The sequence below is a fragment of the Nocardioides sp. T5 genome (genome assembly GCF_048161455.1).
Classification (GTDB): domain Bacteria; phylum Actinomycetota; class Actinomycetes; order Propionibacteriales; family Nocardioidaceae; genus Nocardioides.
This window is the reverse complement of sequence record NZ_CP182415.1, coordinates 3,230,527-3,244,648: the sequence shown is the minus strand read 5'-3', so window position 1 is coordinate 3,244,648 and position 14,122 is coordinate 3,230,527. Positions and strand designations below refer to the sequence as shown.

Below are 14,122 nucleotides of genomic sequence, written 5' to 3'. Positions count from 1 at the left end.
GAGCCTAGCTGGCGGCGCGCCCGGTCGAGGGGACCGGGTCACCTGCCGGAGCAGCGGTCGGACGGGGCTTGCGACGCAGCGCCGGGCGCTCGACGAGGCGCCACGACGCGATGGCCAGCACCCACACGACGGGCGTCGCGATCGCCATCACGACCCACGGGTCGTCGGCACCGAGGAGGACGATGGTCTGCTGCACCGGGAAGGCCCAGATGTAGACGCCGTAGGACGCGTCGCCCCAGCGGACGAGGGGCCGCCCGACGACCGGGACCGCGTAGGCGAACCAGTAGGACAGGTAGACCGCCGCCACCGTCCACACCACAACTCGTACGGACGCAGGCCCCAGCCCGCTCACGACGCACAGGGCGACCAGCGCCAGGGCCGCGGGCCAGGCCAGGACGATCCGGTCGCGCCACGTGTAGGCCGCCGCGCCGACCGCGAAGGCCGACAGCACGTAGACCGCCCCGAGGGAGTCCGAGGTGTGGGGCACCCACCACGCGGCCCACACGAGGCTGGCGGCGGCGAGCGCGGTCACGACCCACCGGCGGGCGAGCAGGCCGGTCACACCCAGCACGAAGAGGCCGAAGTAGGCGAAGACCTCGACGGGCAGGCTCCACAGCGGACCGTTGACCCCCGGGTAGACGTTGTCCTCGAAGACGCCCGGCAGGCCGGCCCCCACGGTGTAGAGCAGGCTCACGCGCACGGGGTAGATCCACGTCTCCCACGCGGAGAAGTAGGCCGTGAGGGGGCGGCTGGTGACGATCGGCCCGAGGACGAGCGCGGTGACCAGCGCGACCGTGGCGAGCGCCGGCAGGAGCCGCAGCGCGCGCTTGGTCCAGAAGTCGCGCGGCGAGGGGTCGTACTCCCAGCTGCGGCGGATCAGCAGGCCGCTGACGGCGAAGAAGACGAGCACTCCGACGTTGCCCAGGCTCGCGTTGAGCTGGTGCAGGGGCTCGGCCTCGCCGACGAGCGCGAACGAGTGCGAGACCAGGACCGACCACGCGGCGAACAGCCGCAGCACGTCGAAGTTGTTGTCCCGGTCGCCGATCCGGTCCCCGAGCCGTACGCCTCTGGCCAGCCGGCCTGTCGAGGCCCGGACCGGGCGGGACGGCGCAGACATGGGGTGCACCGTATCAACGCCGGGTCGCCCGGCAGGAACCCGCGACGTCGCGATCCGGGCCTACTGCGGGGCCCGGCCGGCGATCGCGACGTAGTCCGCCACCTGCTCGAGGACCAGGGCTCGCGGCGCCTCGCCGTCGGCGGCCCTGACGTACCACTCGAGCGTCCGGCTGGTCGCCTCCTGCCATCCCCAGGCGTTGCCCCACTGCAGCAGCTCCTGCGCCCGGCTCGCATCGAGGGTGAGGTCGTGGGTCTCCTCCATCTCGGGATGGGGATCGACCTCCCAGGCGCCACCCGCCGCCGGTCCGCGCAGCTCGCGCCACCGCTCGGCGGCGTGCTCGACGAGTGCCTGCACGGTGACCGCCTGGGCCGCGTCGGGCCCGAAGTTGAGGGCACGGGGCACGTCGCGGCCCGCGGCGACGTCCTCGGCGTAGAGCAGGTAGCCCAGCAGCGGCTCGACGACGTGCTGCCACGGGCGGACGGCCAGCGGCCGCCGCAGGACGAGGGTCTCGTCCGTCGACCACGCGCGGACGATGTCGGGGACGATCCGGTTGAGTGCGAAGTCACCGCCGCCGATGACGTTGCCGGCCCGGGCGGTCACCACGCGGCCCGTCAGGTCGGGCCAGGAGTGGGTGGCGAGCTCAGCGGCCGCCTTGCTCGCGGAGTAGGGGTCCTTGCCGCCGAGGAAGTCGCCCTCCCGGAACGGTGTCGGTTGGCGCACGTCGTAGACCTTGTCGGTGGTCACGACGAGCGCGGCGCGCACGTCGGGCAGCGACTCGACCAGCGACAGCACGCGCACGGTGCCCATGACGTTGGTCCCGAAGGTGCCGGCCGGGTCGCGGTAGCCCTCGCTGACGAGGGACTGCGCGGCGAGGTGGAGCACGACCTCGGGCCGGAACGCGGCGGCGCCCGCCAGCCAGCCGGTGCCGGCGACGTCGTCGCGCACGTCCTGGACGCCATCGAGCTCGAGCCGGTCCCACAGCGGCGTGGCACCCGCCTCCGGCGGCAGCGAGACGGCGTACACCTCGGCGCCGAGGTCCCGGAGCCAGCAGGTGAGCCAGGATCCCTTGAAGCCGGTGTGACCGGTGACGAGCACGCGGCGCCCGGACCAGAAGGCCGGGTCGTGGGTGCGGTGCATGTGTCCCCTCGTGCGTCGTCGCGGTCCTCGCGCTTCCAGCGGTCGCCGCGATTGAACCACACGGCATCCCCGCTCCGGCCGGGGTCCGGCCGGGGGTGCCGGAAGGATAGGCTGGCCGCGGCCCAGGCCCCCACGCGCCCGACCGCCACCAGGACCCCAGAAGGAGACACCGCCAGTGTCGGACCAGGCCCCTGCACCGGGATCGGTCCCGCGGGTGGCGCGGCGTACGACACTCCTGACCGGGACGGTCGTCGTGGCCATCGGGCTGACGGTCACGGGTCTCGGCACCATCGCGATGCTGAGCATCGCCGCGCGCAGCATGCCGAGCCCCGAGTACGCCGACTTCGTGGTCTGGTGGACGGTGGCCACGCTGCTCGGGACGAGCTTCGGCGTGTTCGAGGTCTACCTGGCCAGGCTCCTCATCTTCGAGATCGCCGGCGGTCGCGAGCCCGCCACCGTCACCGGGGTGCTCATCGGCCGGGCCATGGTCATGGCGGGCGCGCTCGGCGCGGTGATCCTGGCCGCGGCGCCGGCGCTGGCCGACCAGCTGTTCAGCGGATCCCTGGCTCCGGTGCTCCTGCTCTGGGTCTTCATGTGCCTCACGGCCATGCAGTCGTTGCAGCGCGGTGCCGCCACAGGTCGGCGCAACATGGTGGCCATCTCGACACAGCTGTCCACGGACGGGGTCGGGCGGGCGGCGATCGTCGGTGTGCTGGCGGCCACGGGCAACGACTCGATCTCCGCGCTGGCGCTGGGCTGCTGCCTCTCCGTCGTGCTGAGCCTGGTCGCCGGTGGGCGTCTGGTCGGGCCGTGGCTGGCCGTGCCGTCGCTCCGCGGCTCGAACGTGCCGCTGCGCCCGCTCGTGCTGCTGCTGATCGGCACCGCGGGTCCGTTGCTGGCGAACAACGGCTCGGTGCCGTGGCTGCGCTCGACCGACGCCGTCAGCCCCCACGTCCTCGGCGCCTTCGCCGGTGCCGTGACGTTGAGCCGGATCCCGACCCAGTTCTTCTCCGCGGTGCTGAGCCCGCTGCTCGCCCACCTCTCCGACAGCGTCGACCGCGCCGACCAGGTGGGGTTCGAGCGGACCCGGGCCACGGCGCAGGTCCTCACCCTGGCAGCAGGCGTCGCCTTCATCGTCGTCTTCGCGGCCGGCGGGCAGCTCATGCTGTCCCTCTTCCTCGGCCCGGACTTCACCCTCGGCGTCGCCAACCTCGCGGTCCTCGCTGCCGCGAGCAGCGGCATGTTCGTGGGCGTCGTGCAGCAGGCCGCGCTCGGGGCGCTCGGTCAGTGGGACCGCATCGCCTGGGCCTGGGTGGCCGCCGCGGCGGCCTTCGTCGCCGTGCTGCTGCTGCCGGGTGACCCCCTGTGGCTGGCGACGGTGGCGCCGCTGGTGGGGGTCATGACGGCCCTGGCGATCATGTGGGCCTTCGGCCGGAACGGTTGGCGCTCGCGCTCGAGGGTGCTGCCGCGCGGTCCCGAGGCCTGAGCCCGCTCAGCGACGACGCAGGATGCCGTCGCGGAACTCGGTGACGAGGGCGCGACGGCCCCACTCGTCGGCGCGGGTGAAGTCGTCGTGCGCCTCGAGGAAGGCGTTGACCGCGGTCATCGGGTTGTTGCCCCGGTCCCACGGGCGCCCCTCGTAGTGGCCCTCCGGGAACTCCTCGACGAGGGTGTCGGCGACCAGCACCAGCCCGCCCGTCGGCAGCAGCGGGGCGAGGGCCTCGAGCTCGCCGAGCACGTGGTCGTGCGTGTGGTTGCTGTCGAGGACGAGGACGACGCGCTCGGCCCCGTCGATGAACCGCTGCACCGCCTCCACCGCCGTCTGCGACGTCGAGTCGGCCTCGAGCAGGTCGACGCCACCACCCAGCGGGTGCTCGCGCAGCGCCGTGGTGGTGTGGGGGTAGAGCTTGTGGTCGATGCCGAGCACCGCCGGCTCGAGGTCGCACATGCGCATCAGGCTGGCGTTGAGGAGCATGCTGCCGCCTCGCGCGACGCCGGTCTCGACCACCCGCTCGGGCCGGTAGGACCAGAACAGCTCCTGCAGCACCATCACGTCGTCGGGGATCCGGATGACCGGCACTCCGGCCCACTCCCACTGATACGTGTAGTGATGCCGCTCGGCGGCGACCTGCAGGTCGACGGCCTGCTGGCGCAGCGTGCCGTCAGCCCCGAGCGACTCGCGCCACGAGGCGCGCTGGGCGGCGAACTCGCCACCGTCGGGGACGTAGTCGCCGTGCGACGAGCGGTCGCTGTTGTCAGCCATGGTCGAAGAGCTCCTCGGTTCTCGTGGGTGCCCACCCCGTGCGGATCAGGCGGGTGATGTCAGCAGTCTCGTCGGTGTGTGCCGGGGCGGGTGCGGCCGGGTCCTCGTCGGCCGACCAGCTGGCGCCCAGCCGGGCGACCAGCTCGGCGACCGTGTGCAGCCGGCCCGAACCGATCGGCAGCTCACCGGTGAGGTCGTGGGCCACCGCTGCCACGACCGCGCGGCCGACGTCGGAGGCGTGCACGAAGTCGTGCGCCTGGTGGGGGCTGCGGAGGTGCAGCGTCTCGCCGCGCTCGCGGGCGGCGGTCGCCAGGTCGACGACGGCCGGGCGGCGTCGTACCTCGTCGAAGACGTAGAAGGGACGCAGCCAGCCCACCTCGCCCTGCTCGATGGCGGCGGCGAGCGCCGACCTCAGCCGGACCTTGGCACGGGTGTAGGCGTCGGTCGCGTCGACCTCGCCGTCGACGGCCGTGCCGGTGAGCCACACGCGGGCGCCCACGGCACGGGCCGCACCGACCAGCTCGAGGGTGGCGTCGACCCATCTCTCGTTGTCGTCGGTGGTGCGGTAGTCCGGCCGTCCGCTCGCGGACCAGGCCAGGTGCACGACCTGGGCCGGCCGCGTCCGTGCCACGAGGTCGGCCGCCGAGCCGGGCACGAGCAGGTCGACGTCGGCGTGGCGCACCGGCAACGGCGTCGTCGAGGTGTCGTCCCAGTGGTGCAGGACCCAGCCGCCGACCAGCCCGGACGCCCCGGTGATCAGTGCGTGGGAGGCCACGGGTGCCCTTCGCGGTCCTTCGCCGAGATGCGGGTCGGCTCGAGCGGCCACGCGATGCCGACGGTCGGGTCGTCCCACCGCAGGGTGCGCGCGTGGCCGGGGGAGTGGCTCGCGCTGATCAGGTAGACGAGGCGGGTGTCGTCCTCGAGCGTCTGGTAGCCGTGGGCCAGACCGGCCGGCACGTGCAGTGCCACGTCGTCGCTCGCGGCGAGGTCGACGCCCACCCACTGGCCGTAGGTCGGCTCGTCGGGCCGCAGGTCGACCAGGACGTCGTGCAGGGCACCGTCGGTGACCCACAGCGTCTTGGCCTCCGTGGCCGGCGCCACCTGGTAGTGCATGCCGCGGATCGTCCCGGCGACCTCGTTGGCCGTGGTAACGACCTCGGCCACCGAGACGTCCAGGCCGTGCTCGCGCGCCTCCCCGGCGACGAGCACCTTGCGCAGGTGCCCCCGCTCGTCGCGGTGGCGCTCGCCGCGCAGCAGGGCCGCACCGCGGAGCGCGAGCGGCTCCACGATCACCCGAGCTCCCGCATCTCCGGGATGGCGATCCAGCACGACGCGTCGGGCACGAGCCCGGCGACGAGCCCGCTGATCTCGGGAGCGATGTTCCACGGCAGGATCAGTACGTCGTCGGGCGCCGCCGCTGCGAGCGTCGACGGTGCCGCGACCGGGACGTGGCTGCCCGGGAGGAAGGTGCCCTGCTTGGCCTCGCTGCCGTCGACGACCACCACCAGGTCGTCGGACCGCACGCCGGCCGCGTTCATCAGCGTGTTGCCCTTGGCCGCGGCGCCGTAGCCTGCGACCGTCCTCCCGCCGGCGCGGCGCTCGTCGAGCCACGTGCGCAGGCCGTCGATGGCCGAGCGGCTGCGCCGCGCGAAGTCGTCCCACAGCTCCGGCGAGAGCAGGCCCGCCGCTCGCTCCTCCTCCAGCACGGCGGCGACGCTGGGGTGTGCCTCGTGCACGCCGGTCCGGGTGAGCCAGTAGCGGTTGGAGCCGCCGTGCGTCGTGAGCTTCTCCACCCGCGTGAGCTCGAGGTCGACCCCGCGCGTGGCGGCCGCGACCGCGTGGGCGGAGAGGTAGGAGAAGTGCTCGTGGTAGATCGTGTCGAACTGGGTCTCCTGCATGAGGGTCACGAACGACGGGTTCTCCACCGTCACGACTGTGTCGTCGTCGCACAGGTGGCTCAGGCCGCGCAGGAAGTCCTGGAGGTCGGGGACGTGGGCCATCACGTTGTTCGCCGCGATCAGGCGCGGCCGGCCGTGGGAGGCCGCGACCTGCTCCGCCAGTGCGAGGCCAAAGAAGTCGTTGACCGTCTCCACGCCGCGGCTGCGGGCGATCTCGGCGACCTTGAGGGCGGGCTCGATGCCCAGGACGCGCATCCCGCGCTCGCTCATCTGGGTCAGGAGGTAGCCGTCGTTGCTCGCCACCTCCATGACGAGGTCACCGGGAGCCAGCGACAGCTCGTCGACCATGTGGTCGGCGTAGGCGCCGGCGTGGGCCACCCACGACGTGCTGACCGACGAGAGGTAGGGGTACTCGGCGCCGAAGATGCGCTCGGGCAGGACGTACTCCCCGATCTGGCCCAGCCCGCAGGCCGGGCAGACGCGCAGGTGCAGCGGGAACGTCGGGCTCGGCTCGGCCTGCGAGCGAGCCATCTCGTTGGACAGCGGCTGCCGGTCGAGGTCGAGGACGGACACCAGGCCGTCGGCCGCGCAGCCGCGGCAGGTGCGCGACCCGCGCTCGGTCAGCTCGTCACTCATCGCCTGTTCCACCACGGTGCGTTCCCCGAATTCCAGATCTTGTTGAGCTCGTCGCGCTCACGGACGGTGTCCATCGGCATCCAGAAGCCCTCGTGCTGGTAGGCCCCGAGCCGGCCCTCCTGCGCGAGTCGTGCGAGGGGAGCCGCCTCGAACGACACGGAGTCGTCGTCGATCAGGTCGAGCACGTCCGGCTCGACCACGAAGTAGCCGCCGTTGATCCAGTCGTGGGAGTCCTGCGGCTTCTCGCGGAAGTCGGCGACCATGCCGTCCTCCACGCCCAGCGACCCGAACCGCGGAGGTGGGTGCACGGCCGTGACCGTCGCCGACGCGCCGACCGCCTCGTGGTGGGCCACGACGGCGTCGATGGGCACGTCGGAGAGGCCGTCGCCGTAGGTCAGCAGGAAGCGCTCGTCGAGCAGCCCGGCGAGCCGCTTGATGCGGCCACCGGTCATCGAGTCCGCGCCCGTGTCGATCAGGGTGACCTTCCAGTCCACCTGGCTGCGGGAGAGGTACTCGACCGAGCCGCTCGACAGGTCGACCGACATGTCGCACGCGTGCATCAGCTGGTTGGCGAAGTACTCCTTGATCACGTAGCCCTTGTAGCCCAGGGCCACCACGAAGTCCGTGTGACCGTGGGCCGCGTAGTGCTGCATGATGTGCCACAGGATCGGTCGGTCCCCGACGGCGACCATCGGCTTCGGGATCGCATGGGTCTCCTCGGCCAGGCGCGTTCCCCGGCCCCCGGCCAGGATCACAGTCTTCACGACCAGTTCTTCTCCTCGTCCAGCGATGTCAGGCGTCGACCCTAGCGAAGGATGCGGCTCCTGCTCCGCCGAGCACTCAGGTCCGCGCGCCGCGACGGCGCCGTCGGACGAGGTCGCCCCCGACGAGGTAGAAGTCCCACGCGATGTGCTTGAGCCACTGGCGGTGCCACAGGCTGCGCACCAGCTCGCGACGCGCGGTGCGGGTCACGCGTCGGTCCACACCGGGCGCGCCGGCCTCGCGCCACAGGCTCCGCCACAGGTGGGTCATCAGCCAACGGCGCCTGCCCTTGGTGGGGTTCAGCGACTCGGCCACGGCGTCCGCGGACTTCACGGGGTAGGTGCGGTACTCCACGAGCGGCTCGTCGAGGACGACGAGGGGCGCCCGCAGCAGGAACCACCAGGTGAGCAGCACGTCGGCGCCGAACTCCGGCTGGAACATCGGCGAGGCCAGCAGCATGTCGCGGCGGTAGAGGCAGTAGACCTCGGTCCAGCGAGGTCGGTTCAGGAAGGAGCGGAGGCGGGTCCGTGGGTCGGTCGAGGACAGGTGGGGGTCACGCTGCACGCCGAGGCGTGCGCCGTCGGGGTCGATGAACTGGATCGACGACAGGCACGCGGCGGCCCCGGGATGGGCACGCAGGGTCTCGAGGGTCCGCTCGACGAATCGCGGAGCCAGACGGTCGTCGGCCCCGAGCCACGCGAAGTACTCGCCCGAGGCCTCCTCGACGGCCCGGTTGAAGTTCGCGACCGCACCGAGGTTGGTCGGGCTGCGCCGGACGTTGTGCTCGCCCGCCCGGGTGGACGCGATCTCCCACGTCCGGTCGGTCGAGCAGTTGTCGAGGACGAGGAGCTCGTCGGGGGCGCGGGTCTGCTCGGCGACCGAGTCGATCGCCTCACCCAGGTAGTCCTCGCCGTTGTAGACCGGTATCGCGATCGACACGCTGTCGCCCATGGTCCCCCTCGCTCGTCCGCATGGCCGAGCCCAGCATATGGGGACCCGGCCCCGAGGAGCGCCGGCCCAGGCGGCACGTCACCGCGGCGGTCGTGGAGACTGGGACACCCATGCCTCCGGTGGAAGGACCCCCGTGCGCCCCCTCGTCCTCGTCGACATGCTCTCCTACACGGGCACCAAGGGCGGGATGGAGACCTACACCCGCGAGCTCTACAGCCACCTCGGACGGATGGACACCGGGCTCGACTTCGTCGCCCTCGCCAGCGCCGAGGGTGCCCGGCTGGACCTCTCGTGGTTCCCCGGCGAGGTCATCGCGTCGCGCATCAGCGGCGAGAACCGCTTCGTGTGGGCCTTCGGCGAGCTCGTCGCCTCCAGCTGGGTGGCGCAGCGCCGCAAGGCCGACCTCGTCCACTCGCCGGCGACGCTGGCACCGATGTGGACGTCGATGCCGACCGTGATCACCATCCACGACATGCTCTACTGGAGCCATCCCGAGCTGATGACCACCCCGCTCTACACGCGGCCGGTGATGTGGATGGAGAGGCGCGGGGCGGCGAACGCGGCCCACGTGATCACCGACAGCGAGGTGTCGGCCGGGGAGATCGTGAAGTACCTCGGGTTCCCCCGCGAACGGCTGCACGTCGTGCCGCTGGCCGCCGGGCAGGCCGCGGGCCGTGGCGGCGTTGACCGTCCCACCGAGAACCTCGTGCTCGCCAGCGGCCAGCGTCGTCCCCACAAGAACTGGGATCGCCTGATCAGGGCACTCGCGCTCGTCGAGGAGGACGTCCGCCCGCGCCTGGTGATCACCGGCGGACGCGGTGAGGACCCGCTCGCCCCGGTCGTCGCCGAGACCGGGATGGCCGACTGGGTCGAGCTGCGCGGCTGGGTCGACGACGACGAGCTCTCCGACCTGCGGGCCCGCGCCCGGGCGATGGCCTTCCCGACCCTGGCCGAGGGCTTCGGGTTGCCGGTCCTCGAGGCGATGGTCGAGGGCCTTCCCGTGCTCGCCTCCGACCTGCCCGTGCTGAGGGAGGTCGGCGGCGACGCGGCGGTGTGGTTCGACCCCCTCGACCTGGAGTCGATCGCCGGTGCGCTGCGACTGGCGGCCACCCGCCCCGACGAGCTGTCCGCCCTGGCGGCCGCCGGCCTGGAGCGCTCCCGCCTCTTCAGCTGGGAGCGCGTGGCGAGGGAGACCCTCGAGGTCTTCCACCGTGCCCTCGCGGCGGGCCGCTGACCGGCTCTCGGTCAGCGACCGAGGACGTGGCGCAGCGCCTGGGCGACGCCTGCGCGGTGTCGGAGGCGTGCCGCGTGGGGCAGCACGGCCAGACCGTGCAGGCGTGACGTCCAGCGCCACCCTGCGGCTCGTGCGGCCCGCGGCCAGCCGGCCCGGCGCATCTGCCCGGCCGCCTCGGCGAAGTAGCGCCGGTCCTGGGCGAACCTGCTCCCGTCCGCCAGCGCCGTCCCGGACAGGCTGGTCGCGTGACGTCGGTAGGCGAAGGTCACGACGGGGTCCAGCAGCAGCTGAGCGCCGTCCGCGACCATGTCGAGCACCAGCGCGAGATCGAGGATGATGGGCAGGTCGCGCCGGAAGGCGTACTGCTGGACCCGTTCGGTGCGGAAGACCAGGGAGGGCCAGTAGAGCCAGTTGCCGCGCAGCAGGCTCGCCGCCAGCTGCTCTCCCGAGAGGAGGACCGGCTCGGTCGAGCGTGGCCTGAGCCGCGTCTTGACCCGGTCGGCCAGGGAGGTGGAGGGCCTGCCCGTGTCGTCGACGGTCCTGACCCCGGGCTGGATGATGTCGGCCTCCGGGTGCTGCTGCGCCAGGGTGCGGACCCGGGCCACGAAGTCGGGCTCGAGGAGGTCGTCGCACCCCATGAACATCATGACGTCGCCCGAGGCGAGGTCGAGGCAGCGTTGGAAGTTGGCCTCGATGCCGAGGTTGGTCTCGTTGCGCTGGTAGCGGATGCGCGGATCGGCCTCACGGGCGAAGTGCTCGGCGACGCTCGCGTCGGGGTAGCAGTCGTCGACGACGGTGACCAGCCAGTCGGGGTCGGTCTGCGCCTTGACGCTCTCGACGGTGGCGTAGAGCAGCGCGGGGTCTCCCCAGTAGGGGATCCAGACCTCCAGCGGGCTCAGGGTCTCAGGGCTCACTCGCGCGTCTCGTCGGGCGTGTCGCCGGGGCGTACGACGCTGCTGGCGTCGCGGTGCTGGGCGATCTCGAGGCGGAGGAGGGCGATCTCCTCGGCGAGGGTGCGGGTGCGCTCCTCGAGGCGCCCGAGCTCGGAGCTGTGCTGGAGCGTCAGCACCATGATCACCATCGACGCCCCGAAGAACAGCAGGTTGGCCGGCACCTCGAGGCCGATGGCCTGCGAGGTGCGGAAGAGGATGACGGGGAACGCCGCGACGGTGATGATGGACAGCGCGACGAGCGCCCAGATGAGGGCGTACTTCTCCCGGAGCCGGTGGCGCCGCATCATCTCGAAGAGCGCCAGCAGGATGATGACCGAGCCGACGAGCCCCAGGATCGTGACGCCGCTCACGGGCGGACCTCCTGCTGGTGGGGAGCGGCCCCCGGGTGGACACCCTCGGGGAGGCCGCCCTCGACGTCCTCGGCCGTCGAGCCCTCCTCCAGCTGGGCAGGCCAGTCGCGCACCAGGGCGAGGACCAGGGCGACGATCGCGCGGCACAGGTAGACCGCTGCCTTGACGGGGGAGTGCGAGGCGCGGCCGGCCACGCGGGCCCGCATCGTGACCGGGACCTGCCTGATGGTGCACCCGGCGCGGGCCGCGATGACCAGGGACTCGACGGTGTCGCCGAGGTACTCGGCGGGGTAGTGGGTCGAGAAGACGGAGATGGCCCGCCGGTTCGAGACGCGGAACCCCGACGTGACGTCGGTCAGGCGGGTCTTGGCCAGGCGGGACAGCACCCACGCGAGGAGCACCATCGCCCAGCGGCGCGGACCGCGCACCTTGTACGGGTCGTCGGGCGTGGCGAACCGGGCGCCGATCACCACGTCGGCCGAGTCGAGCTCGTCGAGCAGCCGGGCGAGGTAGCGCGGGTCGTGCTGCCCGTCGGCATCGATCTGCACGGCGGCGTCGTAGCCGTTGCGGAGCGCGTAGCGGTATCCGGTCCGCATGGCGCCGCCGACGCCGAGGTTGAACGGCAGCGGGCAGACCGTCGCACCGGCCGCCTGCGCGCGCTGCGCGGTGAGGTCGAGCGACCCGTCGTCGATGACGAGGAGGTCGGCGTCCGGCACGCACTCGCGGATCTCGGCGATGGTGCCGCCGATGGCGTCCTGCTCGTTCCACGCGGGCACGATGATGAGCACGCGCCTCCCAGACATGGCCGCGATACTATCGCGGCCGCTCCCAAGTCCAAGTCGTCAGGAGGCCAGGTCCCGGTGGGCCACGACACTGTTGGCGCACCGCGTCGGACCCGGCTGGCGTCGGTCCCCTGGCACGTGGTCGCGCCTCTCCTCCTCTACGTCCTGGTCTCCCTCGCCGGGGTCACCCAGTCCTCCATCGGCGCCGCCGAGCTGCGGGTCGACCCGACCGACCCGTCCGGGGTGATGCTCGGCGAGGCGCGCAGCACCCGTTCCGACGAGTTCCTCACCTCGAGCCCCCTCGCCCTCGGGGTGACGGCCACCGGCCGGGCCGAGGACCTCAACCCGCTCACGGCGTCCCAGGCCTTCCTCAACGGCCTGCCCTCGGGTCCGGCCACGTCGGTGATCTTCCTCGACGGGTCGCTCCTGCGGCTCGGTCCGTGGCTGCCCGACTCCGTGCTCTTCGCTGCGAAGTACTGGCTGGGCACCCTGCTCCTCCTGCTCGCCGCTCCGGCATGGTTCCGGACCCTCACCGGCAGCCGGTCGATCGGGTGGTTCGCCGCCGCGCTGATCCTGCTCTCGCCGGCCAACGTGTGGTGGTCGAGCAGCCACGGGAACCTGATCGGCTTCACGCTCGCCGGTGCCGTCGCGCTGCAGCGTGCCTCCCGCGACGCGGAGACCGGCCGGTGGTGGCAGGCGGTGGCGTGGGCGCTCGCCGCCGCGTGGCTGCTGGTCCGGACGCCCCTGTTCTACCCGCCGTGGGCCGTCGTGGTCGTCCCCGTGGTCCTGGCGGGGACGGTCGCGGCGTTGCTCGCCGCGTCGCCCGCCCGTCGTCGTACGGTCGCGGCGGTCGTCGGGGTCGGCGTGCTGACGCTCGTGCTCCTGGCGGCCGTGTTCCTCGAGAACCGGGACGCGATCACCGCGACGACCGGCACGGTCTACCCCGGTGCGCGGGTGGTGTCGGGATCGGCCAACGCGCTCCAGTCGCTCTTCGGCGCCACCAACCTCGGTGTCCTGGCCGACGGGGTGGAGGTGCTCGGCTCCAACTCGTCCGAGATCTCCTCGGGCTACACCGTCGCCCTGGTCCTCGCCGTGCTGCTGCTCGCGCGCGGCGTCGCGTGGCGCGTGCCCGGCCAGCGGTGGGCCGTGGTGTCGATGGGGACCATCACCGGTTTCTGGGTGCTCTGGTCGACCGTCGACTTCGGGACGTTCGGCTCGAGCATCCCGCTGCTCAACCAGGTGCCTTCCGCGCGGTCGACCCAGGTGCTCGGCCACCTGGGTGTCCTGCTGCTGTGCGCGGTGCTGCCCGCGGTGCGTCGGCGCGGCGCCGTGTCCTGGTCGTTGATGGCGGCCGGCACGACTGCGGCCCTGGCGGCGTACGCCGGGTCGCTGCTGCGGCTGCAGACGGTCCCGGCGCTCACCGTCGGCGGCATCTGGCTGGCGGCGCTCGCGCTGGCCGTGACGGTGTTCGTCCTCACCTTCCGCCCCCGGCACGTGGCCGGCTACGTCATGGGCGGTGTGCTCGCGCTCGCGCTGGTGTGGCAGGTCAACCCGGTGCTGGTGGGCCTGGGGGACCTCCGCGGCACCGAGGTCGCCCAGCAGATGGAGCAGGACGGGGAGGTCGCGCGCGCGGACGGGGGCGTCTGGGCCTCGGACCACTACTCCGTCGACGCCCTGATGATGGCCACCGGCGTCCCGGCCTTCTCCGGGCGCCAGATGTCCGGACCCGACCCCGACGTGTGGGGCCGGCTCGACCCCGGCCGCGAGCACGAGGACGTCTGGAACCGCGGCGGGGCCTACATCTGGTTCTCCTGGTCGGGCCGCGAGGAGCTCGAGTGGACCAACCCGACGCCCGACGTGATCCACGTCGCCGGCTCGCCCTGCGTGGTCGCGGAGCGGCTTCCCCGGCTGACGACGGTCGTGGCCAAGCGCGAGCTGGACCTCGACTGCCTGCGCCCCGAGCGCAGCTTCGACTGGGGCGGGGAGCCGCGCTGGGTCTACTCCGTCGAAGGCCGGGCCGGGCGATAGCCTGACCCCGC

General features: G+C 72.6%; 14 protein-coding genes. 3 read left to right on the top strand and 11 right to left on the bottom strand.

All coding sequences use genetic code 11. The annotated features are described in order from the left end of the window. Window positions 1-4 precede the first annotated feature (4 nt). Together ACNKF0_RS15785 and rfbG are read right to left on the bottom strand one after the other, a co-directional pair. On the bottom strand, window positions 5-1,117 hold the full coding sequence (locus ACNKF0_RS15785) for an acyltransferase family protein (RefSeq protein ID WP_416953619.1): 1,113 nt from the start codon (window positions 1,115-1,117) through the stop codon (window positions 5-7). Window positions 1,118-1,177: 60 nt separating this feature from the next. Beyond that, window positions 1,178-2,254, bottom strand: a complete 1,077-nt coding sequence (gene rfbG / locus ACNKF0_RS15780) for a CDP-glucose 4,6-dehydratase (RefSeq protein WP_416953617.1) — start codon at window positions 2,252-2,254, stop codon at window positions 1,178-1,180. Window positions 2,255-2,429: 175 nt separating this feature from the next. On the opposite strand from rfbG, the gene ACNKF0_RS15775 reads away from it, so the two are divergent. Continuing rightward, complete coding sequence (locus tag ACNKF0_RS15775) at window positions 2,430-3,740, top strand: hypothetical protein (RefSeq protein WP_416953615.1); 1,311 nt, start codon at window positions 2,430-2,432, stop codon at window positions 3,738-3,740. 6 nt (window positions 3,741-3,746) lie between these two features. Here the strand turns inward: ACNKF0_RS15775 and ACNKF0_RS15770 are convergent, their stop codons facing one another. The 6 genes from ACNKF0_RS15770 to ACNKF0_RS15745 all read right to left on the bottom strand — a co-directional run bounded on the left by ACNKF0_RS15770 (window position 3,747) and on the right by ACNKF0_RS15745 (window position 8,764). After that, window positions 3,747-4,517 carry a CmcI family methyltransferase gene (locus tag ACNKF0_RS15770; RefSeq protein ID WP_416953613.1) on the bottom strand — a complete coding sequence of 257 codons (771 nt, stop codon included), beginning with the start codon at window positions 4,515-4,517 and terminating at the stop codon, window positions 3,747-3,749. Next, window positions 4,510-5,292: an NAD-dependent epimerase/dehydratase family protein gene (locus ACNKF0_RS15765; RefSeq protein WP_416953611.1), complete on the bottom strand. Its 783-nt coding sequence runs from the start codon at window positions 5,290-5,292 to the stop codon at window positions 4,510-4,512. The genes ACNKF0_RS15770 and ACNKF0_RS15765 overlap by 8 nt, the downstream gene beginning before the upstream one ends. Beyond that, a complete protein-coding gene (locus ACNKF0_RS15760) occupies window positions 5,274-5,810 on the bottom strand; it encodes a dTDP-4-dehydrorhamnose 3,5-epimerase family protein (protein ID WP_416953609.1) in 537 nt (178 codons plus the stop codon). The genes ACNKF0_RS15765 and ACNKF0_RS15760 overlap by 19 nt, the downstream gene beginning before the upstream one ends. Continuing rightward, on the bottom strand, window positions 5,807-7,051 hold the full coding sequence (locus ACNKF0_RS15755) for a methyltransferase domain-containing protein (RefSeq protein WP_416953607.1): 1,245 nt from the start codon (window positions 7,049-7,051) through the stop codon (window positions 5,807-5,809). Before ACNKF0_RS15755 ends, ACNKF0_RS15760 begins: the two co-directional genes overlap by 4 nt. Beyond that, window positions 7,048-7,815 (bottom strand): glucose-1-phosphate cytidylyltransferase, encoded by a 768-nt coding sequence (gene rfbF, locus ACNKF0_RS15750; protein WP_416953605.1) that lies wholly within the window; start codon window positions 7,813-7,815, stop codon window positions 7,048-7,050. Before rfbF ends, ACNKF0_RS15755 begins: the two co-directional genes overlap by 4 nt. A 76-nt stretch (window positions 7,816-7,891) precedes the next feature. Further along, the gene (locus tag ACNKF0_RS15745) at window positions 7,892-8,764 is read right to left on the bottom strand and encodes a glycosyltransferase family 2 protein (RefSeq protein WP_416953603.1); all 873 of its coding nucleotides are present in this window, start codon (window positions 8,762-8,764) and stop codon (window positions 7,892-7,894) included. A gap of 133 nt (window positions 8,765-8,897) precedes the next feature. Here ACNKF0_RS15745 and ACNKF0_RS15740 point away from each other — a divergent pair, with 133 nt between their 5' ends. Continuing rightward, the gene (locus ACNKF0_RS15740; protein WP_416953601.1) at window positions 8,898-9,998 is read left to right on the top strand and encodes a glycosyltransferase family 4 protein; all 1,101 of its coding nucleotides are present in this window, start codon (window positions 8,898-8,900) and stop codon (window positions 9,996-9,998) included. Between the two features lie 11 nt (window positions 9,999-10,009). Here ACNKF0_RS15740 and ACNKF0_RS15735 read toward each other — a convergent pair whose 3' ends face one another. The 3 genes from ACNKF0_RS15735 to ACNKF0_RS15725 are packed head-to-tail and all read right to left on the bottom strand — an operon-like array spanning window position 10,010 to window position 12,104. Beyond that, a complete protein-coding gene (locus ACNKF0_RS15735) occupies window positions 10,010-10,912 on the bottom strand; it encodes a glycosyltransferase family 2 protein (protein WP_416953599.1) in 903 nt (300 codons plus the stop codon). Further along, window positions 10,909-11,301 (bottom strand): DUF2304 domain-containing protein, encoded by a 393-nt coding sequence (locus ACNKF0_RS15730; protein WP_416953597.1) that lies wholly within the window; start codon window positions 11,299-11,301, stop codon window positions 10,909-10,911. The genes ACNKF0_RS15735 and ACNKF0_RS15730 overlap by 4 nt, the downstream gene beginning before the upstream one ends. Further along, window positions 11,298-12,104, bottom strand: coding sequence for a glycosyltransferase family 2 protein (locus ACNKF0_RS15725; RefSeq protein WP_416953595.1), 807 nt, complete (start codon window positions 12,102-12,104; stop codon window positions 11,298-11,300). The genes ACNKF0_RS15730 and ACNKF0_RS15725 overlap by 4 nt, the downstream gene beginning before the upstream one ends. A 117-nt stretch (window positions 12,105-12,221) precedes the next feature. Here ACNKF0_RS15725 and ACNKF0_RS15720 point away from each other — a divergent pair, with 117 nt between their 5' ends. Continuing rightward, entirely contained in the window at window positions 12,222-14,111 is a 1,890-nt protein-coding gene (locus ACNKF0_RS15720; protein ID WP_416953593.1) for a hypothetical protein, read from the top strand. Window positions 14,112-14,122 lie beyond the last annotated feature (11 nt).

Excerpts from the sequence above, each read along its gene's own strand:
- ACNKF0_RS15745 (WP_416953603.1), bottom strand. The coding sequence starts at position 8,764 with ATGGGCGACAGCGTGTCGATCGCGATACCGGTCTACAACGGCGAGGAC.
- rfbG (WP_416953617.1), bottom strand. The coding sequence starts at position 2,254 with ATGCACCGCACCCACGACCCGGCCTTCTGGTCCGGGCGCCGCGTGCTC.
- ACNKF0_RS15755 (WP_416953607.1), bottom strand. The coding sequence starts at position 7,051 with ATGAGTGACGAGCTGACCGAGCGCGGGTCGCGCACCTGCCGCGGCTGC.
- ACNKF0_RS15725 (WP_416953595.1), bottom strand. The coding sequence starts at position 12,104 with ATGTCTGGGAGGCGCGTGCTCATCATCGTGCCCGCGTGGAACGAGCAG.
- ACNKF0_RS15770 (WP_416953613.1), bottom strand. The coding sequence starts at position 4,517 with ATGGCTGACAACAGCGACCGCTCGTCGCACGGCGACTACGTCCCCGAC.
- ACNKF0_RS15785 (WP_416953619.1), bottom strand. The coding sequence starts at position 1,117 with ATGTCTGCGCCGTCCCGCCCGGTCCGGGCCTCGACAGGCCGGCTGGCC.